This window comes from Rhodobacter flavimaris, assembly GCF_021378075.1.
Classification (GTDB): Bacteria; Pseudomonadota; Alphaproteobacteria; order Rhodobacterales; family Rhodobacteraceae; genus Rhodobacter; species Rhodobacter flavimaris.
This window is the reverse complement of record NZ_JAJUOS010000004.1, coordinates 195,135-221,300: the sequence shown is the minus strand read 5'-3', so window position 1 is coordinate 221,300 and position 26,166 is coordinate 195,135. Positions and strand designations below refer to the sequence as shown.

At 64.9% G+C, this 26,166-nt stretch carries 26 protein-coding genes; 9 read left to right on the top strand and 17 right to left on the bottom strand.

Features of this window, described 5'->3' with window-relative positions:
* Window positions 1-67: 67 nt before the first annotated feature.
* From LZA78_RS07550 to LZA78_RS07535, 4 genes are all read left to right on the top strand, one after another.
* The gene (locus LZA78_RS07550) at window positions 68-1,975 is read left to right on the top strand and encodes a PAS-domain containing protein (RefSeq protein ID WP_233676327.1); all 1,908 of its coding nucleotides are present in this window, start codon (window positions 68-70) and stop codon (window positions 1,973-1,975) included.
* Window positions 1,972-2,676 carry a response regulator transcription factor gene (locus LZA78_RS07545; protein ID WP_233676326.1) on the top strand — a complete coding sequence of 235 codons (705 nt, stop codon included), beginning with the start codon at window positions 1,972-1,974 and terminating at the stop codon, window positions 2,674-2,676. The genes LZA78_RS07550 and LZA78_RS07545 overlap by 4 nt, the downstream gene beginning before the upstream one ends.
* A gap of 67 nt (window positions 2,677-2,743) precedes the next feature.
* Entirely contained in the window at window positions 2,744-2,983 is a 240-nt protein-coding gene (locus LZA78_RS07540; protein ID WP_218630460.1) for a WGR domain-containing protein, read from the top strand.
* A gap of 9 nt (window positions 2,984-2,992) precedes the next feature.
* A complete protein-coding gene (locus LZA78_RS07535; RefSeq protein ID WP_233676325.1) occupies window positions 2,993-4,135 on the top strand; it encodes a saccharopine dehydrogenase C-terminal domain-containing protein in 1,143 nt (380 codons plus the stop codon).
* A gap of 3 nt (window positions 4,136-4,138) precedes the next feature.
* On the opposite strand, the gene LZA78_RS07530 is transcribed toward LZA78_RS07535, so the two are convergent.
* From LZA78_RS07530 to LZA78_RS07515, 4 genes are all read right to left on the bottom strand, one after another.
* Complete coding sequence (locus LZA78_RS07530) at window positions 4,139-4,792, bottom strand: pseudouridine synthase (RefSeq protein ID WP_233676324.1); 654 nt, start codon at window positions 4,790-4,792, stop codon at window positions 4,139-4,141.
* Window positions 4,793-4,829: 37 nt separating this feature from the next.
* Window positions 4,830-5,456 carry a LysE family translocator gene (locus tag LZA78_RS07525; RefSeq protein ID WP_233676323.1) on the bottom strand — a complete coding sequence of 209 codons (627 nt, stop codon included), beginning with the start codon at window positions 5,454-5,456 and terminating at the stop codon, window positions 4,830-4,832.
* 66 nt (window positions 5,457-5,522) lie between these two features.
* Window positions 5,523-5,978, bottom strand: a complete 456-nt coding sequence (locus tag LZA78_RS07520) for a free L-methionine (R)-S-oxide reductase MsrC (RefSeq protein ID WP_233676322.1) — start codon at window positions 5,976-5,978, stop codon at window positions 5,523-5,525.
* 76 nt (window positions 5,979-6,054) lie between these two features.
* Window positions 6,055-7,233 carry an acetyl-CoA C-acyltransferase gene (locus LZA78_RS07515; protein WP_233676321.1) on the bottom strand — a complete coding sequence of 393 codons (1,179 nt, stop codon included), beginning with the start codon at window positions 7,231-7,233 and terminating at the stop codon, window positions 6,055-6,057.
* 93 nt (window positions 7,234-7,326) lie between these two features.
* On the opposite strand from LZA78_RS07515, the gene LZA78_RS07510 reads away from it, so the two are divergent.
* Window positions 7,327-7,674 (top strand): STAS domain-containing protein, encoded by a 348-nt coding sequence (locus tag LZA78_RS07510; RefSeq protein ID WP_233676320.1) that lies wholly within the window; start codon window positions 7,327-7,329, stop codon window positions 7,672-7,674.
* Window positions 7,664-8,179, top strand: coding sequence for an ATP-binding protein (locus tag LZA78_RS07505; RefSeq protein WP_233676319.1), 516 nt, complete (start codon window positions 7,664-7,666; stop codon window positions 8,177-8,179). Before LZA78_RS07510 ends, LZA78_RS07505 begins: the two co-directional genes overlap by 11 nt.
* Here the strand turns inward: LZA78_RS07505 and hspQ are convergent.
* Window positions 8,139-8,465 carry a heat shock protein HspQ gene (gene hspQ / locus LZA78_RS07500; protein ID WP_233676318.1) on the bottom strand — a complete coding sequence of 109 codons (327 nt, stop codon included), beginning with the start codon at window positions 8,463-8,465 and terminating at the stop codon, window positions 8,139-8,141. The two genes, LZA78_RS07505 and hspQ, sit on opposite strands and share 41 nt — an antisense overlap.
* A gap of 193 nt (window positions 8,466-8,658) precedes the next feature.
* On the opposite strand from hspQ, the gene LZA78_RS07495 reads away from it, so the two are divergent.
* Complete coding sequence (locus tag LZA78_RS07495; protein ID WP_233676317.1) at window positions 8,659-9,237, top strand: transglycosylase SLT domain-containing protein; 579 nt, start codon at window positions 8,659-8,661, stop codon at window positions 9,235-9,237.
* 3 nt (window positions 9,238-9,240) lie between these two features.
* On the opposite strand, the gene LZA78_RS07490 is transcribed toward LZA78_RS07495, so the two are convergent.
* From LZA78_RS07490 to LZA78_RS07475, 4 genes are all read right to left on the bottom strand, one after another.
* Window positions 9,241-9,837 (bottom strand): LolA family protein, encoded by a 597-nt coding sequence (locus tag LZA78_RS07490; RefSeq protein WP_233676369.1) that lies wholly within the window; start codon window positions 9,835-9,837, stop codon window positions 9,241-9,243.
* Between the two features lie 84 nt (window positions 9,838-9,921).
* Window positions 9,922-12,984, bottom strand: a complete 3,063-nt coding sequence (locus LZA78_RS07485) for a DNA translocase FtsK (protein ID WP_233676316.1) — start codon at window positions 12,982-12,984, stop codon at window positions 9,922-9,924.
* Between the two features lie 12 nt (window positions 12,985-12,996).
* Window positions 12,997-14,175 carry an aminotransferase class I/II-fold pyridoxal phosphate-dependent enzyme gene (locus tag LZA78_RS07480; protein WP_233676315.1) on the bottom strand — a complete coding sequence of 393 codons (1,179 nt, stop codon included), beginning with the start codon at window positions 14,173-14,175 and terminating at the stop codon, window positions 12,997-12,999.
* A 119-nt stretch (window positions 14,176-14,294) separates the two neighbouring features.
* Window positions 14,295-15,608, bottom strand: a complete 1,314-nt coding sequence (locus LZA78_RS07475; protein WP_233676314.1) for an amidase — start codon at window positions 15,606-15,608, stop codon at window positions 14,295-14,297.
* A gap of 77 nt (window positions 15,609-15,685) precedes the next feature.
* Between LZA78_RS07475 and LZA78_RS07470 the strand changes: the two genes are divergently transcribed.
* Complete coding sequence (locus LZA78_RS07470) at window positions 15,686-16,912, top strand: FAD-dependent monooxygenase (RefSeq protein WP_233676313.1); 1,227 nt, start codon at window positions 15,686-15,688, stop codon at window positions 16,910-16,912.
* On the opposite strand, the gene LZA78_RS07465 is transcribed toward LZA78_RS07470, so the two are convergent.
* The 5 genes from LZA78_RS07465 to LZA78_RS07445 form a co-directional block, all read right to left on the bottom strand.
* A complete protein-coding gene (locus tag LZA78_RS07465) occupies window positions 16,909-17,094 on the bottom strand; it encodes a Trm112 family protein (protein ID WP_233676312.1) in 186 nt (61 codons plus the stop codon). The two genes, LZA78_RS07470 and LZA78_RS07465, sit on opposite strands and share 4 nt — an antisense overlap.
* Window positions 17,091-17,729: an LON peptidase substrate-binding domain-containing protein gene (locus tag LZA78_RS07460; protein WP_233676311.1), complete on the bottom strand. Its 639-nt coding sequence runs from the start codon at window positions 17,727-17,729 to the stop codon at window positions 17,091-17,093. The genes LZA78_RS07465 and LZA78_RS07460 overlap by 4 nt, the downstream gene beginning before the upstream one ends.
* 26 nt (window positions 17,730-17,755) lie before the next feature.
* Window positions 17,756-18,655 (bottom strand): thioredoxin, encoded by a 900-nt coding sequence (trxA, locus tag LZA78_RS07455; RefSeq protein WP_233676310.1) that lies wholly within the window; start codon window positions 18,653-18,655, stop codon window positions 17,756-17,758.
* 78 nt (window positions 18,656-18,733) lie between these two features.
* Window positions 18,734-19,522, bottom strand: a complete 789-nt coding sequence (locus tag LZA78_RS07450; protein WP_233676309.1) for an exodeoxyribonuclease III — start codon at window positions 19,520-19,522, stop codon at window positions 18,734-18,736.
* Window positions 19,523-19,642: 120 nt separating this feature from the next.
* Window positions 19,643-21,079, bottom strand: coding sequence for an aldehyde dehydrogenase family protein (locus tag LZA78_RS07445; protein ID WP_233676308.1), 1,437 nt, complete (start codon window positions 21,077-21,079; stop codon window positions 19,643-19,645).
* Between the two features lie 155 nt (window positions 21,080-21,234).
* Here LZA78_RS07445 and LZA78_RS07440 point away from each other — a divergent pair, with 155 nt between their 5' ends.
* A complete protein-coding gene (locus tag LZA78_RS07440) occupies window positions 21,235-21,888 on the top strand; it encodes a peroxiredoxin (protein ID WP_233676307.1) in 654 nt (217 codons plus the stop codon).
* Between the two features lie 735 nt (window positions 21,889-22,623).
* Here LZA78_RS07440 and pnp read toward each other — a convergent pair.
* From pnp to rpsO, 3 genes are all read right to left on the bottom strand, one after another.
* A complete protein-coding gene (gene pnp / locus LZA78_RS07435) occupies window positions 22,624-24,768 on the bottom strand; it encodes a polyribonucleotide nucleotidyltransferase (RefSeq protein WP_233676306.1) in 2,145 nt (714 codons plus the stop codon).
* 225 nt (window positions 24,769-24,993) lie between these two features.
* Window positions 24,994-25,755, bottom strand: a complete 762-nt coding sequence (locus tag LZA78_RS07430) for a phytochelatin synthase family protein (RefSeq protein ID WP_233676305.1) — start codon at window positions 25,753-25,755, stop codon at window positions 24,994-24,996.
* 131 nt (window positions 25,756-25,886) lie between these two features.
* On the bottom strand, window positions 25,887-26,156 hold the full coding sequence (rpsO, locus tag LZA78_RS07425) for a 30S ribosomal protein S15 (RefSeq protein ID WP_218630435.1): 270 nt from the start codon (window positions 26,154-26,156) through the stop codon (window positions 25,887-25,889).
* Window positions 26,157-26,166: the final 10 nt, after the last annotated feature.

The following is a 26,166-nucleotide window of genomic DNA, read 5'->3' as shown; positions in this document are numbered from 1 at the left end:
CTTACCGGAGCAACAGGCCCCTTTTTCATTCCCCCCCGGAATGTTAGCGATGAGCGGGGAGGAACCGATGAGCGCAGAAGACCCACGCGAGCGTCTGACACAGGCGGGGCTGAACCTGATCGGGCAGGCCCTGTCGATCTTCGACAGCGACCTGCGGCTGGCCGTCTCGAACCGCCAGTATCAGCGCATGTTCGACCTGCCGGACGAATTCACCCGCGTCGGCACCTCGTTCGAGGATACGATCCGCCTGCTGGTGCTGCGCGGCGAATACGGCCCTGTCAACGACATCGAGGAAGCGGTGCATGTGCGCGTCGAGCAGGCCCGCGCCTTTCAGCCGCATTACCTTGAGCGCACCCGCACCAACGGCCGCACCATCGCGGTCGAGGGCGCGCCCCTGCCGCAGGGCGGCTGGGTCACCGTCTATACCGACATTACCGAGATCAAGCGCCAGGAGGCCCTGCTGCGAGCGCACTCGGCCGAGCTGTCCGAGCAGGTGCTGGAAAATGCCGAGCGGCTGGCGGGCGCGAACCGCGCGCTGGCGGCCACCAACGCCGCGCTGGAAGAAGCGCAGCGTGAGCTGACTGCGATCGAGGCGCGCACCCGGCAGGTGACCGAGATGATGCCCGCCCATATCGCGCATATGGGGCGGGACTTCATCTATACCTTCTCGAACCGGCGGCTGACGGCGGTGATGCCCGGATCGCTCGACGATCCGGTGGGCAAACACGCCAATGACGTTCTGGGGCTGGATACTTTCGCGCGGATCGAGCCCGGTTTCGTCAAGGCGCTGGCCGGTCAGGGCAATGTGCTTGAGATCACGCACGAACCCTCGGGGCGGCGCATCCGCATCGCGCTGACCCCCGACCGCGCGGCCTCGGGACAGGTGAAGGGCGTCTATATCCTTTCGACCGACGTAACGCATGAAACGCAGGCCCGCGCGGCGCTGGCGCAATCCTCCAAGCGCGAGCTGGCGGCACAGCTGACCTCGGGGCTGGCGCATGATTTCGCCAACCTTTTGACGATCATCCTGGGTCTTCAGGGGCGACTTGAGCGGATGCCCGGCCTGTCGCCCGATGCGCAAGGGGCCGTGCGTGCGACGCTCGCGGCAGCGCGCCGGGGTGGCGCCCTGCTCGACCGGATCGCCGCGATCTCGGGCAAGCGCGAGCTGCGCCCCCAGGCGGTCGAACTGCGCCCGATGATCGAGGATATCGCCGCGATGGCCCGCCCGACCCTTGGCGACGCGGTGCAACTGGAAACCTTCGTCGGCGGGATCGAGGGGCCGGTTCTGCTCGACCCCGGTCAACTGCAGGACAGCGTGTTGAACCTGCTTCTGAATGCCCGCGATGCGATGGGGCCGCAGGGCGGCACGATCCGGGTCGAGGTGCATCCGGTGCGCGACACCTGGGTCGAGATCTCGGTCAGCGACACTGGCCCCGGCTTCTCGGAAGAGGCGCTGAGCCGCGCGCTCGATCCCTTCTTCACCACCAAGGGCGGCGAGGGCTCGGGGCTCGGGCTGTCGATGGTCTATGACCAGACCAAGCTTGCGGGCGGCACCGTGCGTCTGGAAAACACCCCCGAAGGCGCGCTCGTGGCGCTGCGCCTGCCGCTGCGCCCTGCCCAGGCCGAGACCGCGCCGATGCTGGTTCTGCTGGTCGAGGACAACGAGGAAATCCGCGCCCATACCCGCGAAATGCTGCGCGGCATGGATCACACGGTGATCGAGGCCGGCAGCGTCGCCGAGGCCGAGGCGCTGTTGGCGTTGCCCGATATCGGCTTGGTTCTGTCGGATATCCAGCTGCCCGGAGATGGCACCGGCGTGGACCTTGCCAACCGCATTGCCGAACGTCTGCCCGTCGTGCTGATGACCTCGCTGCCGCCGGGCGATGCGCTGCGCGCCTCCGCTCCCTGCCCGGTGCTGCAAAAACCCTTCAACGCGGCTACCCTTGCCGCCACACTTGCCGGAGCCCGCCGATGACCGCCCCGCATGTCGCCATCCTCGACGATGAACCCGAGATCCGCCGGATGCTCGCCGATACGCTCGAAGAGGCCGGGTTTCGCACCACCTCCTATTCCCGCGCGACCGAGTTCGAGGCGGCCCTGAAGCGCACGGCCTTCGATGTCTGCCTCGTGGATCTCGGCCTGCCCGACCGCGACGGACTGGCGCTGGTGCATCGGCTCGCGCTCGAATCCGGGGCGGCGATCATCATCATCTCGGGGCGCGCGCAGGTGCAGGACCGGGTGACCGGGCTGGAGCTTGGCGCCGACGATTACATCATCAAGCCCTTCGACCCGGCCGAGGTTGTGGCGCGCATCCGCGCCCGCCTGCGCAAGTCCCGCACCGAGGCCAGCGCAAGCGCCCAGATCGCGCATTTCGCGGGCTGGCGCGCCCATTTCGATCGTTACGTTCTGGTCGATACCGAAGGACGCGAGACCCCCTTTTCCCATGCCGAGGGCGAGGTGTTACGGCTGTTCCTCGACAGCCCCAACCGGCTGCTGACCCGCGCGCAGATGCAAGAACATCTTGGCGGCGTGGCAGGCGAAAGCTTTGATCGCGCGATGGACGTGCGCATCTCGCGGCTGCGCACCAAGCTGGGCGAAGACCCCAAGAACCCGCGCCTGATCAAGACGATCTACGGCGCGGGCTACATCTTCCTGGGCGAGGTCCGGTGGGAGTGATTTTGCGCTGGCATCAGCCGCTCGGTTCTGATTCCCTGAAGGGACAAGACCAACCCAAGGCCCCGCCATGCTCAGCCTTCTGCTGCACCGCCCCACCGCTCGCGCCTTCTACCGCGTCGAAATCGCCGACAATCTCTTTGGCGAATATTCGGTGCTGCGCGAATGGGGCCGCCAGGGGCGCCGCGCGGGGATGCGGGTGAACTGGTTTTCCAACCTGCGCGAGGCTGCTCAGGCCGCCGACCGCTGGCGCGGACGCGCGATCCGGCGCGGCTATCGGCTGACCGAACGCCGCGCCGCGCAAGGCTGAGGGGCTGCGATGGGGCGTATTCACTGGTGCGGAACGGGTCTGAGTTCGGGGCCGGGCCTGCGGCGCCTGATCGACGTCGGGCACGCGGTGACGGTCTGGACCATCGACGAACCCGCCGCCTATGCGCTTCTGGCCGGGCGCGAGGCGCAGATCAGCGGCTTCTCGCAACAGGCGCTTGAGGCCACCGTGCAGCCGGGCGAGGTGATCGTCTCGATGCTGCCGCCCGACCTGCATGGCGATCTGGCGCAGATCGCGCTGCGCCGAGGGGCGCATTTCGCCTGCTCATCTTACCTGTCGCAGCCGTTGCGCGATCTGGATGGCCCCGCGCGCGAGGCAGGCGTGGCGATCCTGGCCGAGGTCGGGCTTGACCCCGGCATCGACCACCTGATGGCGCATGATCTTGTGGCGGGCTACCGCGTCTCGGGGAAGGTGGCGGCGGGCAATACCCTGTCGTTTCACAGCTATTGTGGCGGCATCCCCGCCCACCCGAACGCATTTCGCTACAAGTTCAGCTGGTCGCCGCTTGGCGTGTTGCGCGCGCTGCGCACGCCCGCACGCTCGATCCGGCATTTCACCGAACTTAAGGTGCGTCACCCGTGGGAGGCGGTCTCGCGCTTCGACGCGCCCCTGCCGCACCCCGAGACCTTCGAGGTCTACCCGAACCGCGACAGCTTGCCCTTCATCGAGGAATACCGCTTCGATCCGTCCTGGCGGATCGAGGATTTCGTGCGCGGCACGATCCGCCTTCTGGGCTGGTCCGATGCCTGGGCGCCGGTGTTCGCCGCGCTCGAACGCGATGGCCCTGAGGCCGAGGAGCGCCTTGCCGATCTTGCCGACACGCTCTGGCGAGAGAACCCCTATCTGAAGGATGAGCCCGACCGCGTGGTGCTGGTTGTCTCGCTTGAGGCGAAGCATGAAGGGCGAGCGGTCTGGCATCAAAGCTGGGTGCTGGATGCGCAGGGCGATGCGCGCGGCTCGGCCATGGCGCGGCTGGTGTCGGGGACCGTTTCGCTGGCGGTTGAATCCATCCTGACACACGACATCCCCGTGGGCGTGCACTCAGCACCGCACGACCCCAAGCTGGTCAAGGGCTGGCTCAAGGCGCTCGAAAGCCAGGTGCAATACCTTGCCCGGATCGACCATCTGGCCTGACGCTTAGAACGGGCAGGGAGCGGTAAAGGTCATGTGTTTGCCGCCGTCGGGGTGGCGGATGCGCAGGCTCTCGGCGTGCAGCATAAGGCGCGGGAAATCCCGTGCGGCGCCTTCGGCGTAAAGCGGATCGCCGAGGATCGGGTGGCCAAGCTCCATCATATGCACACGCAGCTGATGGCTGCGCCCGGTCAGCGGGTTGAGGCGCACGCGCGTCGTGCCATCGGGATCATGCCGCAACACGCGCCAGCCGGTCTGAGCGGGCTTGCCGGTTTCATGGTTCACATGCTGCTTGGGGCGGTTCGGCCAATCGACAATCAGCGGCAGATCGACGGTGCCCTCTTTCGGCTCCAGATGCCCCCAGAGCCGCGCGAGGTAGTGCTTCTTCGTCTGACGGTTCTCGAATTGCAGACCGAGGTGGCGCTGCGCATGGGGCGTCAGGCCAAAGATCATCACCCCCGAGGTATCCATATCCAGCCGGTGCACCAGCAAGATCGTGGGGAAGGCCGCGCGCAGGCGATTGATCAGGCAATCGGCGCGGTCCTCGCCCTTGCCCGGCACAGACAGAAGGCCCGCGGGCTTGTCAACCACCAGGATCTCGTGATCGGCGTGGAGCACGCGGGGCTGCTCGGCGGTCGGGGTATAGACGAAATCGCTCATCGTGCGGAGATGGCCCGGCGGGGCGGCGAAATCAAGCTCAGTCGAGGACGAGTTTGGCGGCAAGGCCCCCGAACATGACCGCCGCGACACGGTTAAGCACCCCCATCCGCTGCGCGAGCCGCGCCCCAAGCCAGCCTGCGGTCGCCCCGTAGCCCGCCGTGACGATGGTGCCGGTGGTCATCACGAGGGTGCCGAGGATCAGGATCTGCTGCCAGATCGGGCCAACCGAGGGGCTGGTGAATTGCGGCAGGTAGGCCAGCATGAACAGCATGACCTTGGGGTTGAGCAGGTTGGTGATGATCGCGCGTCGGAACGCCACCGAGGGCAGCAACGCGCCCTGCACCGAGCTGGTCGAGGGCGCGGGCGCGCGCCAGCAGCGCCACGCGACCCACAGCAGGTAACCCGCGCCGAACCAGCGCACGATATCAAGCACACCAGGATGCGCCGCGACCAGCGCTCCCAGCCCGAAAGCCGTGGCCAGCACATGGGCGATGCCCCCGATACCGACGCCAAGACCCGCCGCCGCGCCCGCCTTGGGCCCGCCCTGAATGCCCGAGGCGGTGGCAAAAAGCACATCCGATCCAGGGGTGAAGTTCAGCACCAGCGCGCCCACCATGAAGGCCGCCAAGGTTCCGGCCGGGAAGGCCATAAACGTATCCCACATAGCGCGCTCCGGGCTTTGCTTTGGGGCACGCTAGATCAGCGCCGCGGCGCCGTCACGCGGGATTTTTCAAATCGTTGCAAAGGTGGCGGCGAGGATCCGTTCGAGGCGCTCGGCATCCTTGGTCGTGAAGGCTTCGGGCTGGTTGCTGTCGATATCGAGTACGCCGATCAGCCGCCCGCCCTTGCCGAAGACCGGCAGGACAATCTCGGACCGGGTCGCGGAGGAGCAAGCGATATGGCCGGGGAAAGCCTCGACATCGGGCACAAGTTGGGTTTCACGCGTGCGCGCCGCGGCGCCGCAGACGCCTTTCGAGAAGGGGATGACCAGGCAGCCGTGCCCGCCCTGGTATGGACCGATCTTGAGGAGTTCCGGCGCCGTGACACGGTAAAATCCGGTCCAGTCGAAGCGATCATCGGCGTGGTGGATCTCACAGGCCAAGGTCGCCATCAGCGCGACCTCGTCGGTCTCGCCATGGCTGAGGGCGGCTATCTGTTGTTCGAGCTGATCGTAATCGACGCGCATCTTGTCCTCGGGTGGAGAAGGCCGGGGGTTTCACACCCCCGGACCCCCGTGGGATATTTCGACCACGTTGAAGAGGTCAAGGGCGCTCGATGGCGATGGCCGTACCTTCGCCGCCGCCGATACAGATCGCGGCGATACCACGCTTGAGGCCGCGTGCTTCGAGCGCGTGCAGGAGCGTGACGATGATCCGCGCGCCCGAGGCGCCGATCGGGTGGCCAAGCGCGCAAGCGCCGCCGTTCACGTTAACCTTATCATGCGGCAGGCCCATGCGGCGCATGAACGCCATGGGTACGACGGCGAAGGCCTCGTTCACCTCCCACAGGTCCACGTCCTCGACCGTCCAGCCGAGGCGCTTGAGCAGCTTTTCGGCGGCGGGCACGGGGGCGGTGGGGAACTCGGCCGGGGCCTGGGCGTGGCTTGCGTGGCCCAGGATGCGCGCCCGCACGGGCAGGCCTTCGGCGGCGGCCAGTTCGGCCGAGGCAAGTACCAGCGCGGCCGCTCCGTCCGAGATCGAAGAGGAGTTGGCGGCTGTCACCGTACCGTCCCTGCGGAAGGCGGGTTTGAGATGCGGGATCTTGTCGGGGCGCGCATTGCCGGGCTGTTCGTCGATGCCAACATCGGTTGCACCGCCTTTTCCGGGAACCGAGACCGAGACGATCTCGGCGTCGAAGGCACCCGATTTCTGCGCCTCTAGCGCGCGGGTCAGCGAGGCGAGCGCGTAGCCGTCCTGCTCTTCGCGGGTGAACTGGAAGGCCTGCGCGCAATCCTCGGCGAAGGTGCCCATCAGGCGGCCCTTGTCATAGGCATCCTCGAGCCCGTCGAGGAACATATGGTCGATCACCTGCGTATGGCCGAGCCGCGCGCCGCCGCGCATCTTGGGCAGCAGGTAGGGCGCATTGGTCATGCTTTCCATGCCGCCCGCGACCATCAGCCCCGCCCCGCCCGCGCGAATCTGGTCATAGCCCATCATCGCGGCCTTCATCCCCGAGCCGCACATCTTGTTCAGCGTCGTTGCCGGAACGTCCTGCGGCAGTCCTGCGGCAAAGCCCGCCTGGCGCGCCGGGGCCTGCCCCTGCCCCGCAGGCAGCACGCAACCCATCAGCAGCTCTTCGACCCGCTCGGTCGCGACGCCTGCACGGGAGAGCGCGGCAGCGATTGCCGCCCCGCCGAGTTCTGGTGCTGTCAGGCCCGAAAATGCCCCCTGCATCCCACCCATGGGTGTCCGCGCGGCCCCGACGATCACGACTTCGGTCATTCTTTCCTCCCTCAAGAAAGCCATCCCTCGAATACGGAATGGTAAGTATTCGCCGATAGTGTTGCCACAACTGCACCTGCGCCGGAGGCCCAAATGAACCTGACCGCAAAGTTACGTAGCGACACTTTGATCATTCGGGTCGAGGAAGACCGGTTGGATGCCGCCGTGGCGATCCGTTTCAAGGACCGGATGCGCGAGGAAACCGCCCCCGCCTCGGCCCGGGTCGTGCTGGATCTTTCGCGCGTGGTGTTCCTGGACAGCTCGGGGCTTGGCGCGGTGGTCGCGGTGATGAAATCGCTTGCGCCCGAGCGGCGGCTGGAACTGGCGGGCCTGACCCCCAATGTCGAGAAAGTGTTCCACCTGACGCGGATGGATACCGTTTTCCCGATCCATGCCGATGTCGATGCCGCGCTGGCCGAGGGGCTGCGGGATGCTGGCTGAACGTCGAAGCCTGACCGAGACGCGGTCGAAACGCGGCACCGCGCAGGTCTTTCACCTGAGTTTTCTGGCTGACCCGCTCTCGGTCCGTGCGGCGCTTTGCGCGACACGCGCGCGCTTTGCCCGGCAGATGAGCGAGGATGAGGCGGGCACGCTGGAACTGGTTCTTGCAGAGGTGCTCAACAATATCGTCGAGCATGGCTATGGCGCCGATGAGACCGGAACGATCACGCTGTCGATGGTGCGCGACCGGTGCAGCATGATCTGTTCGGTCAGCGACGATGGCGTTGAATTGCCCGCGCGGTGCCTTGATCATCTGTGGGACGGCGGGCCGTCGCGCCCGGCGCCCGAGGATCTGCCCGAGGGCGGTTTTGGCTGGTTTCTGATCCGGGATCTGGCGGAGGATCTGGGCTACCACCGTGAGGGCGGGCGCAACCTTCTGACCTTCCGCCTGCCGCTTCAGGCGCTCAGTTCAGATGAAACTGGAGCGGATAGCGACCATCCGTGAAGTCGCCGAAAAGGTCGGGCAGATCGGGATGCTCGACCGGCTCCCCCGAGTAATCCGCCATCAGGTTCTGCTCGGAAACATAGGCGACATAGTAGCTGTCGTCATTCTCGGCCAGAAGGTGGTAAAAGGGCTGTTCCTTGGACGGGCGGCTTTCTTCGGGAATGGCATCATACCATTCCTGCGTGTTCGAGAACATCGCGTCCACATCGAAGATCACACCCCGGAACGGATGCTTCCGGTGACGGACGATCTGGCCGATATGATACTTGGCGTGAGTCTTGTACATGATGGCACCCATAGATCCACCTAACGCCTAACTCCATCTTATGTCCACAATTTCGCCACAATTTGGCTGGAAACAATCTGTGGCCTTCTGCCCGACAGTCCGCTTTTGCGGCCCCTTCGGCGCTTTGTGATTTCCCCTTTCGACGAAATCCCGTAAAATATCGACAAATAAGCCAAACGGCAAAAGAGCAGTCATGAAGAACATCCTGAAACTGGCCATCGTGCTGCTTGTTGCGGCATGTGGTGGTGGCGACTCGCGGGCACCGCGAAATCTGGACAACGCCTGCCTTCTGGCGCGCGAGAAGCCTTCGTATTACGCGGCCATGCGTAAGACCGAGTCCCGCTGGGGCGTGCCGATTCATGTGCAGATGGCAACGATCCACCAGGAATCGAAGTTCATTGGCAACGCCAAGACACCGCATCGCTTTGCCCTGGGGATCATCCCGCTCGGGCGCCAAAGTTCGGCCTATGGTTACAGCCAGGCGATCGACAGCACCTGGGACGATTACCGCGAGGCCACGAACCGCCGCAGCGCCAGACGCAACAAGTTCCAGGACGCGAGCGATTTCATGGGCTGGTACATGGACGGCACCAGCGCGCGTCTCGGGATCTCGAAATACGATGCGCGCAACCAGTATCTGGCCTATCACGAAGGGCGCTCGGGTTATGCCAATGGCAGCCACAATTCCAAGGGCTGGCTGCTCGCGGTGGCCGATCAGGTCGAGGCCCGCGCGCAGATGTACCGCGCGCAACTGGACGCCTGCGGCAAGTAAGGCTTACTTCCGGCGGTTGCTTTCGACGACGATGTTGAACATCGCCGAGCCCAGATCGACGCCCTTGGTCAGATCGCCAAGGATGACCGTGGTCTGAGCGCCGCTGTCATCGGTGATGATCCACTGACGCAGCTCGGTCGGCTTTTCGGTAAAGACCAGCGTGATCGAGCCATATTCCGGGTGCTCGGGGTCCTGAGCCACGACGCGCGTGGTCTTGTCGTCGGCGCTGTGGCCCACCACCATCTTTTCACGCGCCATATCTACGTTCTCTGCCAGGATCAGGTTCAGCGGGGTTTTCGACAGCGGGTATTGCTCGGGGCCCGAGTTCGACTTGGGGTCGAAGATCGCCACCTGCCCCGCGCTCGCCAAAACCAGCGTCTTGTCCGAGGTATATTCGAACCGCACCCGCCCCGGTCGCTTGATGAAGATCTTACCGGTCGAGATCGAGCCATCCGCGTTCACCTGCGTGAAATCGGCCTGCGCGGTCTGCAAGTCGTTCAGGTAGCGCGAGATCTCATTCAGCGGGATTTTCTCGGCAAACGCGGGAACCGCGAATGCGAGGGCGAGAACGGGCGCGAGGGCGAAGCGAAGCATGTTCATACGCCCGAATTTATCCGCGCTGCGGAAAATGAAAAAGCCCCGCCGGATCACGATCGGCGGGGCTTTCATCACGTTCCTGCGGGCTTACTGCTCGGGCACAAGGATCTCGCGCTTGCCGACGTGGTTGGCTGAGCTGACAACGCCTTGGTCCTCCATCTGCTCCACCAGGCGCGCGGCCTTGTTGTAGCCGATGCCCAGCTTGCGCTGGATATAGGAGGTCGAGCATTTGCGATCCTTGATCACGATCGCCACGGCCTGATCATAGAGCGCATCCTCGCCATCGGTATTACCGCCAAGGCCCAGGACCTGGTCGATATCGCTGGCGACCTCGTCATCCGGCCCATCGACCACGCCCGACATATATTCCGGCGGCCCGAAGGACTTGAGGTGGTTCACGATCTCCTCGACCTCTTCGTCGCTGACGAACGGCCCGTGGATACGGGTGATGCGCGACCCGGCACCCATGTAAAGCATATCGCCCATGCCCAGAAGCTGCTCGGCGCCCTGCTCGCCCAGAATGGTGCGGCTGTCGATTTTCGAGGTCACCTGGAACGAGATCCGGGTGGGGAAGTTGGCCTTGATCGTGCCGGTGATGACGTCGACCGAGGGGCGCTGCGTGGCCATGATCAGGTGGATGCCCGAGGCACGCGCCATCTGCGCCAGACGCTGGATACAGGCCTCGATTTCCTTGCCCGCAACCATCATCAGGTCGGCCATCTCGTCGACGATGACGACGATATAGGGGAAGGGCTGCGGCTGGAACTCGTCGGTCTCGAAGATCGGCTCGCCGGTTTCCTCGTCAAAGCCGGTCTGGACGGTGCGCTTGAACAGCTCGCCCTTGGCCAGTGCCTCTTTGACGCGACCGTTGTAGCCCTCAATGTTGCGCACGCCCATCTTGGACATCTTGCGATAGCGCTCTTCCATCTCGCCCACGACCCATTTCAGCGCGACGACGGCTTTCTTTGGGTCGGTCACAACGGGGCTCAGCAGATGCGGGATGCCGTCATAGACAGAGAGTTCCAGCATCTTGGGGTCGATCATGATCAACCGGCATTCGTCGGGCGAAAGCTTGTAGAGCAAGCTCAGGATCATCGTGTTGATCGCCACCGACTTGCCCGAGCCGGTCGTCCCGGCGATCAACAGGTGGGGCATCTTGGCGAGGTTGGCGACGACCGCCTCACCGCCAATATCCTTGCCGAGCGCGAGCGGCAGGCGCAGGTTCGAGTCGCCGAAGTCGCGCGCGGCGAGGATCTCGCGCAGCACGACCTTTTCACGGTGGGCGTTGGGCAGTTCGATGCCAATGACCGAGCGGCCCGGCACGGTCGAGACACGCGCCGACAGCGCCGACATCGAGCGTGCGATATCATCGGCCAGGCCGATCACGCGGCTGGCCTTCAGACCCGGCGCGGGTTCGAGTTCGTACATCGTGACCACGGGGCCGGGGCGAACCGAGACGATCTCGCCCTTCACGCCGTAATCGTCGAGCACGTTTTCCAGCATCCGCGCGTTTTCTTCCAACGCCTCGTCGGACAGCGAGTGGCGCTGGATCGTCGTCGGGTTGGTCAGCAGCGACAGCGGCGGCACCTCATAGGCGGGGTGCTGGGGCGCCTCGAAGCGCAGCGTGGGCTGAGCCTCGGCCATCGCCTGTTTCGAGGGCGCGGGCGCCTTCTTGACCGGCATCACCACGCGGCGTTCGGGCGCTTGCGGGATCACCTGGCGGTTCAGTTCCATGCGCGGCGCGGGCGGGATTTCATCGTCGATCTCGGCAAAACCGTCGTCGTAATCTGCGGTATCGTCCCAATCCTGGCTTTCGGCATCCATCTCGGGCGCCGAGAAATGCGCCTCGTCCATGTCGAGGTCGATATCGAAGGGCTCGAACTGCGGCGCGGCGGGCGTATCGAACGTCAGGATCGGGCTGTCACCCTGCTCGAAATGCGGCTGAGGCACCTGCACCTTGCCCGGCATGAAGCGGGGCTTGGCTTGCAGCGGGGGTTCTGCGCGCAGGGCGTGCGCCGACGGGCGGTTTGCGGCAACCAGCGGCTTCGGCCCGCGCGCAAGGCGCGCGGCCACCGCAGCCAGAACCGAGGCGGGCGCGGGAGGCGCGGCGGGCGCCTCTTCGATACGCGCTTCGGCGCGCAGCGGTGCCGCGGGCGCGGCAGGGATGGGCGCGGCGGTCGCCGCGCGGGTCTTCACCGCCTCGGCGATGCGGGCGCGAATACGGTCTTCCGAAGGTGCGGCCCCGGCGCCTTGCCAGTCGCGCTGGCGCTCGAAAAGTTCGGGCTCCAGATCATCCGGGTCGATCAGCGGCTCATTGTCCTGCGCGCGACGGATGCGCGACAGAAGCGATCCGCGCTCGGGCGTCGCGGCCAGCGGCGGCTCGGCCGCCCAGGCCTGTTGCGCGGACCAAGTGGCGTAATCGTCGGCGCGCTCGGCAGCAGCAGCGCGGCGCTGGCGCGCGCGTTCGCTTGCCGTTTGCGCGGCACGGACCGAGGCCGAAGCGCCCTTGCCCAGCATGGTCATCAGCCCGGCATAGGCCGCCACCGTGCCCAGCATCAGGAAGCGCGCGATCATGCCCCATTCGGCGCGATCAAAGCCCAGCACGAAGGACGACACAGCGATGGTCAGCACCGCGAGCACCAGCGAAAGCAGTTTCAGCCCGACTGTCCCCGACACCGGCGAGATCCCCAGAAGCGAGCCTGCGATCATGTCGCCGAAATGCCCGCCCAGACCGAATGCTTGGCCCCAGTCGGCAGGCGGCACCAGCAGCGCCGCATAGACAGAGGCCACGGCCACAGCGATCGGCAGAAGAACCGCGCGTTGGCTCAGGCGTTCCTCGCCGCGATGGCTGACGAACCGTGCGCCCCAGACCCAAAGGCCAAGCGGCAACAGCCACGCCCCGCGCCCGACGATCACCACCAGCGGCGAGGCGATACCCGCGCCGATCCGGCCAAGCCAGTTCTGCACCGGCTCTTCCGAGGCGGCCATCCAGCTCGGGTCTTCGGGGGAGTAGCTGCCCAGCAGCATCGCCACGAGAACCCCGGCAAAAATCAGCACCGCGCCGACCAGTTCCTTGCCGCGGCGTTCAAGGATCGCCTGCGTGTTCTGGTCCAGAAGGGGGTCGCGCTGTCTCACCTGATAGGATGCCATCTTTACCTGTCCTCACGCATAGAGGCAGTCGCGCAGCTTGATCAGCCCGCGCCGCGTTTCTTCTTTTGGGGCGACCAAGGCCACCCGGATATATCCCTTGCCGGGGTTGAACCCCTCGACCTCGCGCGAGAGGTATGCACCGGGCAGCACCCGCACCCCCGTCTCGCGCCACAGTTTCAGCGCCGCTTCCTCGCCATCCTCGACGGGCAGCCACAGGAAGAACCCGCCATCGGGCAGGCGGAAGCTGTTCACTCCCTGAAAGATCTCTTCGGCAAGCGCGTATTTCTCGGCGTAAAGCGCGCGGTTCTCGATCACATGCGCCTCATCGGCCCAGGCGGCCTCGGAGACGCGCTGGATCGGCAACGGCAGCGGCGCACCGGCATAGGCGCGCAACTGGCGGATGCGGCGGATGCACTCCACCCCGCCCGCGCAAAAGCCAGACCGCAGCCCGGGCAGATTCGAGCGTTTCGAGAGCGAGTGGAAGACCACCACGCGCTCGGGGTCGGAACCCTCGTCATTGGCCACTTCGAGCGCGCCGGGCGGCGGCTCGGTCCGCCACAGTTCCGAATAGCATTCGTCGGCGAAGATGCGGAAATCGTGCTTCTCGGCCAGCGCGAGCAGGGTCTTGAGATAGTCGCGCGATGCAACCGCGCCCTGCGGATTGGCGGGCGAGCACAGATAGGCGATGGCGGTGCGGTCCAGCACCTCGGCGGGCAGGCCCGCGTAATCGGGCAGGAAACCCGTGGCCTCGGTCGCGGGCACGAACACCGCCTCGGCGCCCACAGTGGCGGCGGCCACGGCATAGACCTGATAGAACGGGTTTGGGATCAGCACGATGGGTTTCGCGCCGTTCTTGGTTTCGGGGCACAGCGCCACGGCCGCGTTGAACAGCCCCTCGCGCGTGCCGTTCAGCGCCATGATCCGCTCGGGCGCGACATCGGCGCGGTAGCGGTTCTTGAGCCAGGCCGAGATCGTCGAAAGCAACTCGGGCGTGCCGTCATTGGCGGGGTATTTGCCAAATTCCGCAAGGTTTTGCGCAAGGATCGGCCCGACGAAATCGGGCATGGCGTGGCGCGGCTCGCCAATGGTCATGGCAATGGGTTCGCCGCCCGGAGCGTGCGAATCGAGAAGCGTCCGCAAACGCGGAAACGCATATTCGGGCAGGTTCGAGAACCGCTCGGGAAACGCCATAATTGCCTCATGTATCGGGGTCGTTTCGCCCCGTTTGATCAACAGGTTACAAAACCGCGCCCGATCCGTCCAGAAAAAGCGCGGGGTTCGCGCGGGCGGGGATTCGCAATTGTGTCTTTTCAGCCAAGCGCGGCTTCGGCAGCGGCGCCAAGCCGCAGCAGGCGCTCCTCGGCCATGGGCGCGGCCATCAGCGAGAGGCCGCACATCGGCTCGCCCGTGGGCAGGGTCAGCGCACAAAGGCCGAAGATATTGCCGATGCGCGTGTTGCGCAGCGCCAGAAGGTTCTCGGCGGCGAAATAGGCGGGATCGGTGAGCAAGCGTTTCGCATCGGGCGGCAGGATCGGCGCGGTCGGCACCAGAACCGCGTCATATTCCGCGGTCTCGGCCAGATAGGCGGCACGATAGGCATCAAGCGCCTCCCACGCAGCGATGTAATCCGCCGCCAGAGCCGCAGCCCCGGTGCGGAAACGCTCAAGGATGACCGGATACATCTTTGCGGGGGCGGCCTCGATCACGTCCTTCCAGATGCCGTAAGCCTCGGGCGCGAAAAGGATCCCCGACAGGTCCATGGCGGGCTTCACCATCGGCAGCGCGCGCCGCTCGATCCGCGCGCCCGCGCGGGCCAGACGATCCACTGCCGCCTCAAATCCGCGCACCGGCGCCTCGCGCGCGGCATCGAAAGGCAGCCCCTCCAGCACCAGAAGCCGCGCACCTTTCAGATCGGCGCCGCGCAAATCGGCGGCCTTGCCTCCCTCGATCAGCGCCAGCAGCGCCGCGCAATCGGCCACCGTGCGCGCCAAGGGCCCGACGGTATCGAACCGGCGGCAGAGCGGCACCACCCCGCGGGCTGAAACCCGGCCATGCGTCGTCTTGAGGCCAACAAGATCGTTCCACGCGGAGGGAATACGCACTGAGCCCCCGGTATCCGAGCCGATCGCCCCTGCCGCCAGCCCGAGTTTCACCGACACCGCCGCTCCCGAGCTTGAGCCCCCCGGCGCGAGTTCGGGGCGGATCGCATTGGGCGGCGTCGCCGTCATCGGGTTCACGCCAAGGCCGGAAAAAGCCAATTCGGTCATATGCGTCTTGCCCAGACAGACCGAGCCCGCCAGCGTCGCGCGGGCCAGCACCTCGGCGTCTTCCTCGGGGATGCGGCCTTCCAGCAGACGCGAGCCCGCCTCGGTCGCCACGCCCGCACTGTCGAAAAGATCCTTCCAGCTCAGGCTGACCCCATCGAGCGGCCCGCGCCGTGTGCCGTTCTTGGCGCGCGAGCGCGCGGCCATCGCCTCAGCCCGGGCGCGCTTGGGGGTGAGCCGCGCATAGACATCGGGCGCGCCGGCAGCAGCCTCCAGATAGGCCTCGGCCAGATCGACGGGGCAAAGCTTGCCCGCTCCGATGGCCTGCCCCTGCTCAACTGCGCTTGCGAACCGATCCATGCCGACCTCCGTTTTCGGTGAGGCTAGCGACAAGGCTGCGCATGGACAATCCCGCGCGTCACGCCATAGTAGCGGGCATGAAATACGATTCAGATATCATCGTCGCGGGCGGCGGGCTGAACGGCCCCGCGCTTGCCCTTGCGCTGGCCCAGGCCGGCCTTCGTGTCACCGTGATTGACGCCGCCCCCGCGCGCCAGCGCGCCGAGGACGCCTTCGACGGGCGCGCCTATGCGCTGGCGCTGGCCTCGCAGAGACTTTTGCGCGCGATTGGCGTCTGGCCTGCGGTCGCGGCGCAAGCGCAGCCGATGATGGAGGTCAAGGCCGCCGACGGGCGCCCCGGCGAGGGTGCCGCGCCGCTCTTCTTGCATTTCGACGCGCGTGAGCTTGATCAGTCCCCCGTGGGCTACATGCTTGAGGATCGCTTTCTCTACCGCGCCTTCTTGGATGCGATGGAGGCCGCGCCGCAAATCACGCTGATCCCGGCCACCTCTGTCACCGCGCAAGAGGTGCAGCCCGGCGGCATCGCTGTCACGCTGTCCGACGGCCGCGTCATGACCGCACGGCTGCTGGTCGGCGCGGATGGGCGCCGTTCGGGCGTGGCCGAGCGCGCGGGCATCACCCGCGAGGGTTGGGGTTACGGGCAGACCGCGCTGGTTGCCGCCATCGCGCATGAAAAACCGCATCATGGCATCGCCCATCAGTTCTTCATGACGTCCGGACCGCTCGCGATCCTGCCGCTGACGGGCAACCGCTCGTCCATCGTCTGGAGCGAAACGGATGAGAACGCGCGCACCATCGCCGCGCTCTCGGACGAGGATTTCCTCGCGGTGCTGCGCCCGCGTTTCGGCGATTTCCTGGGCAAGATCGAACTGGCCGGGCCGCGCTTCAGCTATCCGCTGAACCTGACGCTGGCGCGCGCCTATGTGGCGCCGCGCGTGGCGCTGATCGGGGATGCGGCGCATGGGGTGCACCCGATCGCCGGGCAGGGCCTGAACCTTGGGCTGCGCGATGTGGGCGCCCTGGCCGAGGTGCTGGTCGAGGCGATGCGGCGCGGCGAGGATATCGGAGCCATCGACGTGCTTGAGCGTTACCAGGGCTGGCGGCGGTTTGACTCGACTGCGCTCGCGCTTGGCATGGATGCGGTGAACAAGCTTTTCTCGAACGATAACCTGATCCTGCGCGCGGGGCGTGACCTTGGCATGGGGATCGTTCAGGCCATTCCCGGCCTGCGTCAGGGCTTCATGCGGCAGGCCGCCGGGCTATCGGGGCCGCTGCCACGCCTGCTACAGGGACGCGCGCTTTAGTCGAGCGCGCGCGCCTCATCCACCAGCATGATCGGGATGCCGCCGCGGATCGGGAAGGCCAGCCGCGCGGATTTCGAGACCAGTTCCTGCCGCTCGGCATCGTAATGCAGGGTAGTGTGGGTCACGGGGCAGACCAGCGCCTCAAGCATCCGGCGTTCGAACAGGGATTTTGCATCGCTCATTGCAGGCCCTCCTCGCCGCAACCACGCAGCGAAAATTCCATCAGGGTCACCAAGGTTTCGCGCCGTGTGGTCAGGTCGGGCGCCTCAAGCAACGCCTGCTTGTCCTCGGGGTCGAGCGGCAGCAGCATCGAGAGCGTGTTGAGCAACAGCTCATCCTCGGCGTCCTTCAGCGTGTCCCAGTCGGTATCCAGCCCCTGCGCGGTGAAATAGCGGCACAGCAGATCCATGAATGGCGGGCGGTCGAAGCCCGGATCATGTTCGGCCAGGCCGATGTCGCGCGCAAACGGCGCCCAGTTCACCCGTGCGCGGATATAGGGGGTAAATCCCTCCAGTTCCTCGCAAACCTTGAAGCGCGAGATCCCTGACAGGGTGATCATGTAGCGCCCGTCCTCGGTCTCGGAAAAACCCGTCAGGCGCCCGGCACAGCCAATGGTGCTAAGCCGCTTGGCCCCGCCGGGGCAACGGCAAGGCTGGATCATGCCGATCAGCCGCTCGCGCGTTTTCATGCAATCTTCGAGCATTTGCAGGTAGCGCGGCTCGAAGATATGCAGCGGCAGGCGGCCCCGGGGCAGCAAAAGCGCCCCGGTCAGCGGGAAAAGGGGAATGGTTTCGGGCAGGTCGCCGGGCTTGATCATGCGCATCACATAGCCCGCCGTTCCGTTCAGGCAAATATCATCGACGAGAGCCGACGACGACCCTTGACCGCGATCGGATCGTTGGCCTTGAGCGCGTCGAAAATGGTGAAAAGCTGCGTCTTTGCAGCGCCCTCGTTCCATTCGCGGTCGCGACGGAACAGATCAAGCAGCTGATCGACGGCCTCTTCGACCTGCCCTGCCGCATGGAGCGCCTGCGCATAGTCGAAACGCGCCTGATGATCGTTGGGATCGGCCTCAACCGCCGCCTTGAGGATATCGAGCGGCCCGGCTTTCTCCGCCTGACGCGTCAGCGCGATTTGCGCGCGCACGGCTTCGACCGGGGCGGCGGTGGCGATCTTTGCGGGCACGGCGGCCAGCAGTTGTTCGGCCTGCTCAAGATTGCCAAGCGCCAGATGCGCGCGCATCAGTCCGCCATAGGCCTCGGCATTCTCGGGGTCTTCCTCAAGGATTGCGGCGAAGGTCTCGGCGGCATCGACGGCAGCACCCTCGGCCAGCATCTCCTCGGCGGCGGCAACGGCATCGGCCAGACCGCCATCCCCGGCCATGGCCGACAGCTTCTCGACAAACTTCTTCAATTCCGAGGCAGGCAGCGCGCCCTGGAAACCATCGACCGGCTGGCCCTGCCAGAAGGCATAAACCGTCGGGATCGATTGGACCCGCATCTGGCCTGCAATCATCTGGTTTTCGTCGACATTGACCTTGACCATGACGACCTTGCCCTTGGCGTCGTTCACCGCCGCCTCAAGCGCCGGGCCAAGCTGGCGGCAGGGGCCGCACCAAGGCGCCCAGAAATCGACGATCACCGGGACGGCCATCGACTTGTCGACGACCTCGGCCATGAAGTTGGCTTCGGTCACGTCCTTGACGAACTCGGAATGGGCGGGTTTCGCGTCGGTACCAAACATGTGCTTATCCTCTCGGATTCGGTTGTCCCCTATATGCGCGCGCAAGGGCGCCGCGCCAAGGGGCCGGGCGGAAATGTCTCACAGATCGAAGGTCGCGAAGACCGGCGCGTGGTCCGAGGGCTGCTCCCACCCGCGGGCGGCGCGCAGCACGCGGCTGCCATGCGAAGCATTGGCGACATCGGGCGTGGCCCAGACGTGATCGAGCCTGCGGCCCTTGTCCGCCGCGTCCCAATCGGCCGCGCGATAGGACCACCAGGAATACAAAAGCCCCTCGGGGATGTCCTTGCGGGTCACATCGACCCACGCGCCCGCATCCTGCGTTTGCGCCAAGTGTTCGATCTCGATCGGCGTGTGCGAGACGATCTTGAGCAGTTGCTTGTGGTTCCAGACGTCATCCTCGCGCGGGGCGATGTTCAGATCGCCCACAAGGATCGACTTCTGCGGCCTGGCGGCATGAAAATCGTCACGCATGTGGGTCAGAAAATCGAGCTTCTGGCCGAATTTCTCGTTCTGCGCGCGATCGGGAATGTCACCACCCGCCGGAACGTAGAAGTTGTGGATCGTCACGCCATTCTCAAGCCGACCTGCGACATGGCGGGCATGACCCAGATTGGCGTAATCCTCGCCGCCCGCCTCGGTCAGGGGCAGCTTCGACAGGATCGCCACACCGTTGTAGCCCTTTTGCCCGCGCGCCACGATCCAGTTGTAGCCAAGCGCACGGAACCGCTCGAGCGGGATCTTCTCGACCGGGCTCTTGCATTCCTGAAGGCAAAGGACGTCGGGCGCCTCCTCTTCCATCAGCTTGCACACCAGCGACTCGCGCAGGCGGACCGAGTTGATGTTCCAGGTGGCGAGGGTGAAGGTCATGGGCGTCTCCTTTGATCGGCGCGATACTGGCCCGGCCCCGGCCAAAGGGCAACCCGAAGCCTGCCCGAAACGAAAACGGCGGCGGAGCCTGCCACCGCCGTTTCAAGTGCTCGGGCCTGCTTACTCGGCCCAACCGCCGATCGACTTGACGCAGCAGAACTCTTCGATGCCCCAGCGGCCACCCTCGCGCGCAAGGCCCGAGGCGCCGATGCCGCCGAAGGGCGCGCCCGCGCCACGGCTTTGCCCGTTCATCTGCACCATCCCGGCATTGAGCGCCCGCGCCAGTCGGTTGCGGCGCGCACCGTCCATGCTCTGGACATAGTTCGTCAGGCCGTAGGGCGTGTCATTGGCCAGCGCGACGGCCTCTTCCTCGGTGTCGAAGGGCATGATCGACAGCACCGGGCCGAAGATTTCCTCGCGCACGATGGTCATCTCGGGGGTGCAATCGGCGAACATCGTCGGGCGGACATAGTAGCCCTTGTTCAGCCCCTCGGGGCGGCCAAGACCACCCGCGATCAGCCGCGCGCCTTCCTTGATACCGGACTCGATCAGGCCCTGGATCTTCTCGAACTGCGCCTTGTTGATGACCGGGCCGATGTGGCGGCCTTCCTCGCGCGGGTTGGCCACGCGGGTTTCGGCGGCGGTCTGCGCGGCAATTTCCAGCGCCTTCTCGTAATAGCTGCGCTCGACCAGCATCCGGCTTGGGGCGTTGCACGACTGCCCGGTGTTCTCGAACATGTGGCGCACCCCGCGCTTGACGGCCTTCTCATCGCAATCGGCGAAAATCAGGTTCGCGCCCTTGCCCCCCAGCTCAAGGCAGACGCGCTTGAGCGTCTCGGCGGCGGCGATCGAGATCGCCTTGCCCGCGCGGGTCGAGCCGGTGAAGGAGATCATCGCGATATCCGGGTGCGACGAAAGCTGCGAGCCCACGCCAACGCCATCGCCGTTCACCAGGTTAAACACGCCCGCAGGCACACCCGCCTGATCAATGAACTCGGCAAAGAGCATCGAGGACAGCGGCGCCTCTTCCGAGGGTTTGAGCACCATCGTGCAGCCCGCGATCAACGCCGGAATGACCTTGAGCGTGACCTGGTTCATCGGCCAGTTCCACGGCGTGATCAGTCCGACAACACCGATCGGCTCATAGGCGATCATCGCGCCGGGGGTGCCATCGCCAAGCGGGTGGACCCATTCGAAACCCTTCGCCGCCTTGATGAAGTTCGAAATATGCCAGGTGCCGGACGAGGCCTGCTCCTTGCGGGCCAGATCAATGGGGGCGCCCATCTCGAGGCTGATGGCCTGCGCCATTTCCTCGAACCGCTCCTCGTAGATCGCCAGGATCTTCTCGACATAGGCCAGACGAGTCTCGGGCGCGGTGGCGCGCCATGCGGGAAGGGCGGCCTTGGCCGCGGCAACCGCCGCCTCGGTGTCGGCGCGCGCACCAAGCGAGATCACCGCGCAGGGATCCTCGGTAGCCGGGTCGATGACGTGATAGTCACGTGCCTCAGCCGGGGCGACCCATGCGCCGTTGATGTAGAAATCGCGCTTTTCGATCATGGAAACCTCCTGTTGGCGCGCAGCGTGGCATCGTGTCGCGGTAAGGGCAAGGTGACGCATTGGAAAAGCCCTGCGCAAAATGGCGCACCCGTCTGGCAGGCCTTGCCCAAAGCGCCTATATGGCTGCTCGACATACTTACCGACCGGAGAATGAAATGGCCCTGCGTATCAACGATGTTGCCCCAAACTTTACCGCTGACTCCACCGCCGGCGAGATCAATTTCCACGACTGGATCGGGGACAGCTACGCCATCCTGTTCTCGCACCCGAAAGATTTCACGCCGGTCTGCACTACCGAATTCGGCGCCGTCGCGCAGCTTGCCTCCGAGTTCGAGAAGCGCAACACCAAGGTCATCGGCGTGTCGGTGGACTCGGTCGAAGAGCATGTGAAATGGAAGGCCGATATCGAGGCCTTCGCGGGCGCACCGGCCAACTTCCCGATCATCGACGACACCTCGCTTGCCGTGTCGAAAGCCTATGACATGCTGCCCGCAGACGCCTATCTGCCCGATGGCCGCACGCCGGCGCACTCGGCCACCGTGCGCACCGTGTTCATCGTCGGCCCCGACAAGAAGGTCCGCCTGATGATGATCTACCCGATGTCGGTGGGCCGCAACTTCGCCGAGATCCTGCGCGCGCTCGACGCCGTTCAGGCGACCGACGGCGTGCCCTTCGCCACCCCGGCCAACTGGAAGCCTGGTCAGGACGTCATCGTCGCGCTCTCGGTCTCGACCGACGATGCCAAGGCGAAATTCGGTGAGGTGGACGTCAAGCTGCCCTACCTGCGCTTTGTGAAAAAGCCCGCCTGATCGCAAGGGCTGTCAGCCAGGCAAGGCCCCGCAGTCATACGCCGGGGCCTTGAAATGTCATTAGCCTGAGCACGGCTAATCGCATGGCCTTGCCCTCGCAATTTAGCCCGCGCTTGCGAAGGTCTCTAACGGTTTTGCGCTGAATTCGCTTCGGCAGGCGGTCCCGTTCACCAATGCAAAACGCCCCCTCGTTCCCAAAGGCAGCAACTTCAAGGCACTGAAGGCGCATGATCTGGTTGCCATCCCGGCCTTCGTGGCCATCGAGGCGGCGCAGAGTTCCGCCAGTAGACCGGGAGACCGCGCCAACTCTTTTAGACCGACGTTACCCACCTGAAGGTTATCGGCAGTGGTTGATTCTATCTCTAGACCATCCTCGACAACTAGAGCCGCCACGTCATCTCCTAGCGGATCAACACCACGACGACGGCGTGAGATACAACCGCGAGGCCGGTAAATGCTCTGGCCACTTCGCGCTGCAATCAGGCTTCGACTGCTCAGCAATAATGACGGTGGTACATCTCAGGATAACTGGCAGGCTGGCTTTCTGACGAAGGAATGGATCACGTCGTGGAATCTTCCTAGCCGGGGCGCTGGAGGAAACCGTAGTGGCCTTCCTGGATCACCGCCACAGGTGACACCATTGCTTGCTTCCCAAATCATTTGGCGAGGCCGACAATAAGAAAGTCCCGGGGCGATTGCCCGGGACTTTCAGTTCGTTCAAACTTTAGCCGAAGGTTACTCTGCCTTCTCGTCTTTCTTCTCGGGCGCGATTTCTTCGCCCGTTTCCTGATCGACCATCTTCATGCCGAGGCGCACCTTGCCGCGGTCGTCGAAGCCGAGCAGCTTGACCTTCACTTCCTGGCCTTCCTTGAGCACCTCGTTGGGGTGGTTCAGGCGCTTGTTGGCGATCTGGGACACGTGGACCAGACCGTCACGCTTGCCGAAGAAGTTCACGAAGGCGCCAAAGTCGACCAGCTTCACGACCTTGCCGGTGTAGATCTTGCCTTCTTCCGGTTCGGCCACGATCGAGTAGATCATGTCATAGGCCTTCTTGATCGAGTCGCCATTGGCCGACGCGATCTTGATGATGCCGTCGTCATTGATATCGACCTTGGCACCCGAGACCTCGACGATCTCGCGGATGACCTTGCCGCCCGAACCGATCACTTCACGGATCTTGTCGGTCGGAATCTGCATGGTCTCGATGCGCGGGGCATGGGCCGAGAACTCCTGACGGCCGGCCGAGAGGGCCTTGGCCATTTCGCCCAGGATGTGCATCCGGCCGTCCTTGGCTTGCGCCAGGGCCTGCTCCATGATCGCGGGCGTGATGCCGGCAACCTTGATGTCCATCTGCAGCGAGGTGATGCCCGCTTCGGTGCCCGCAACCTTGAAGTCCATGTCGCCGAGGTGATCCTCGTCGCCCAGGATGTCGGTCAGAACGGCGTATTTGCCGTCGTCTTCCAGGATCAGACCCATGGCAACACCCGCCACCGGAGCCTTCAGCGGAACGCCCGCATCCATCATCGACAGCGAACCGCCGCAGACCGAGGCCATCGAGGACGAGCCGTTCGACTCGGTGATCTCCGACACGACACGGATCGTGTAGGGGAAGTCGGTCGCCGCCGGCAGCACCGCCTGCAGCGCGCGCCATGCCAGCTTGCCGTGGCCGATCTCGCGACGGCCGGGCGAACCCACGCGGCCCACTTCGCCGACCGAGTAGGGCGGGAAGTTGTAGTGCAGCAGGAAGTTCGAGCGGTAGTTGCCGTTCAGCGCGTCGATGATCTGTTCGTCATCGCCGGTGCCGAGCGTGGTGACCACAAGGCCCTGGGTCTCGCCACGAGTGAACAGCGCCGAGCCGTGGGTGCGCGGCAGCAGACCCACTTCCGAGATGATCGGACGCACGGTCTTGGTGTCGCGGCCGTCGATCCGGGCGCCACCGTTGATGATGTCGCCGCGCAGGATGCTCGATTCAAGCTTCTTGAACGCCGAACCGAGGTTGGCATCGGCCAGATCTTCTTCGGTCAGCTTCGACTTGATCAGGTCACGGGCAGCCGAGATCGCGTTGGTGCGCTCTTGCTTGTCCTTGATCGCGAAGGCGGCGCGCATTTCGGTCTCGCCCGCGGCTTTGACCTTGCCATACAACTCCGAGTAATCGGGGGCCGAGAAGTCGAAGGGCTCTTTGGCGGCGTCTTCGGCCAGCGCGATGATCAGGTCGATGACCGGCTGCATCTGCTCGTGACCGAATTTCACGGCGCCCAGCATCTCGGCCTCGGTCAGCTCGTAGGCTTCCGATTCCACCATCATCACGGCGTCCTTGGTGCCGGCGATGACCAGATCGAGGCGCTGCTCGGGGTTGTCGCGCAGCTTGGTCATGTCATCCATGGCCGGGTTCAGCACATATTCGCCATCGACGAAGCCGACGCGCGCCGCACCGATCGGACCCATGAACGGAACGCCCGAGATGGTCAGCGCCGCCGAGGCCGCGATCATCGCGACGACATCGGGGTCATTGACCAGGTCGCACGACAGCACGGTCGCCATGACCAGAACTTCATGCTTGAAGCCCGGAACGAAGAGCGGACGGCACGGGCGGTCGATCAGACGCGAGGTCAGCGTCTCTTTTTCCGACGGGCGCGCCTCGCGCTTGAAGAAGCCGCCCGGGATCTTGCCGGCGGCGTAGTATTTTTCCTGGTAGTGCACGGTCAGCGGGAAGAAGTCCTGCCCCGGCTTCGCTTCCTTGGCGAAGGTCACGTTGGCCATGACCGAGGTCTCGCCCAGAGTGGCGATGACCGAGCCGTCAGCCTGGCGGGCAACCTTGCCCGTTTCCAGGGTCAGCGTCTCTTCGCCCCACTGGATCGATTTTTTCGTAACGTTGAACATCAGCGTATCCTATCTGGGAGCACCCACGGGCCCTTCCCGTGTCTCCCGTTTGCGTGGCGGCCCCATTGCCGCCGCCCCTATCCTTTGCATGTGGCCCGGGGCACGGCCTCACGTCGCAGATTGGCGGGCCATACAGGAAACGCGCCCATTTGGAAAGCGTTCTGTGCAAGGCCAAACCCCGCCCGAAAGCGTTTCGGGCGGGGTTTCACTGCCTCGTGACGCGGATCAGCGCGCGATATGCACAAATCCGCCGGTTTCGCCCTCAAGCGGGCCATGTTCGGCGGAGGTGGGCTTGAGCATCGCCTCAAGCAGGACAGGCGTCGGCGTCCAGTAGGGCACATACCATTCCTGATCGACCTCAAGGATCAGAACGCGATCCTGCGCCGCGTCATAGGCCCCGATCAGCGAGACATGCGGGCCGTCCCAATCGCCGGTGACCACACCCTGATTGAAGTAGAGCAAAAGCGCGTCCGAGGCGCTTTCCTCATTTGCCGCAAGCATCTGGCGCACCGCATCAAGCGATGCGGCGGAGTTGTCGGCGGGCTTGAACGTCTCGACCGTCGCGCCCTCAAGCCCCGCCGCGGTAACGGCGGCCTGCGTGAACTCGGTCAGTTGATCGAACTTGACCCCGTCCCCGCCCTCGGCCGAAAGCGCCGACCAGTCCGCGCGCGCGACAAGTTCGAGCATCTCGGGCTGCGTGGTCACGGTATCTTCCGAATTCGCCGGAAGCCCGCGCAGCCCGTTCGCCGCGGCTGTCACCGCTGCGATCGAACAGGCCGAGGTGGTAAACTGCGGCTTCACGAAGGGCGCAAAGGCCCAGTAGTCGGGCGCAGGGGCGGTGCGCAGAAAGGCGTAATCCTCGGTCACCGAGACTGCGTTAGGGCCAAGCTTGGGAAGCGGCGCCTCATCCGCAAGGACGGGACCAGCCAAGGTGAAGGCCGAGCCGAGAACCGCCGCCGCCGAGACAACAATACGTGTGGGTGTCATTTGAATACCTGAATGGATGATATCCAGCCACGCTACCTAGCGGCATCCATCTGTCAATCGTGACACGAGGGCAGCCAAAACAAAACGCCCGCCTCTTGCGAGACGGGCGTCTTCATCCCTTTCGGGAATTCTTAGCGGCGGATGCCGAGGCGCTGGATCAGCGACTGGTAACGCGCTTCTTCTTTCTTCTTCAGGTAGTCCAGCAGCTTGCGGCGCTGAGCGACCAGCATCAGAAGGCCACGACGCGAGTGGTTGTCCTTCTTGTGCTCTTTGAAGTGCTCGGTGAGGTTCGAGATACGCTTGGTCAGGATCGCAACCTGGACTTCCGGCGAACCGGTGTCGCCTTCCTTGGTCGCGTATTCCTTGATCAGGGCGTTCTTGTCTTCAACGGTGATCGACATCGGGATCTCC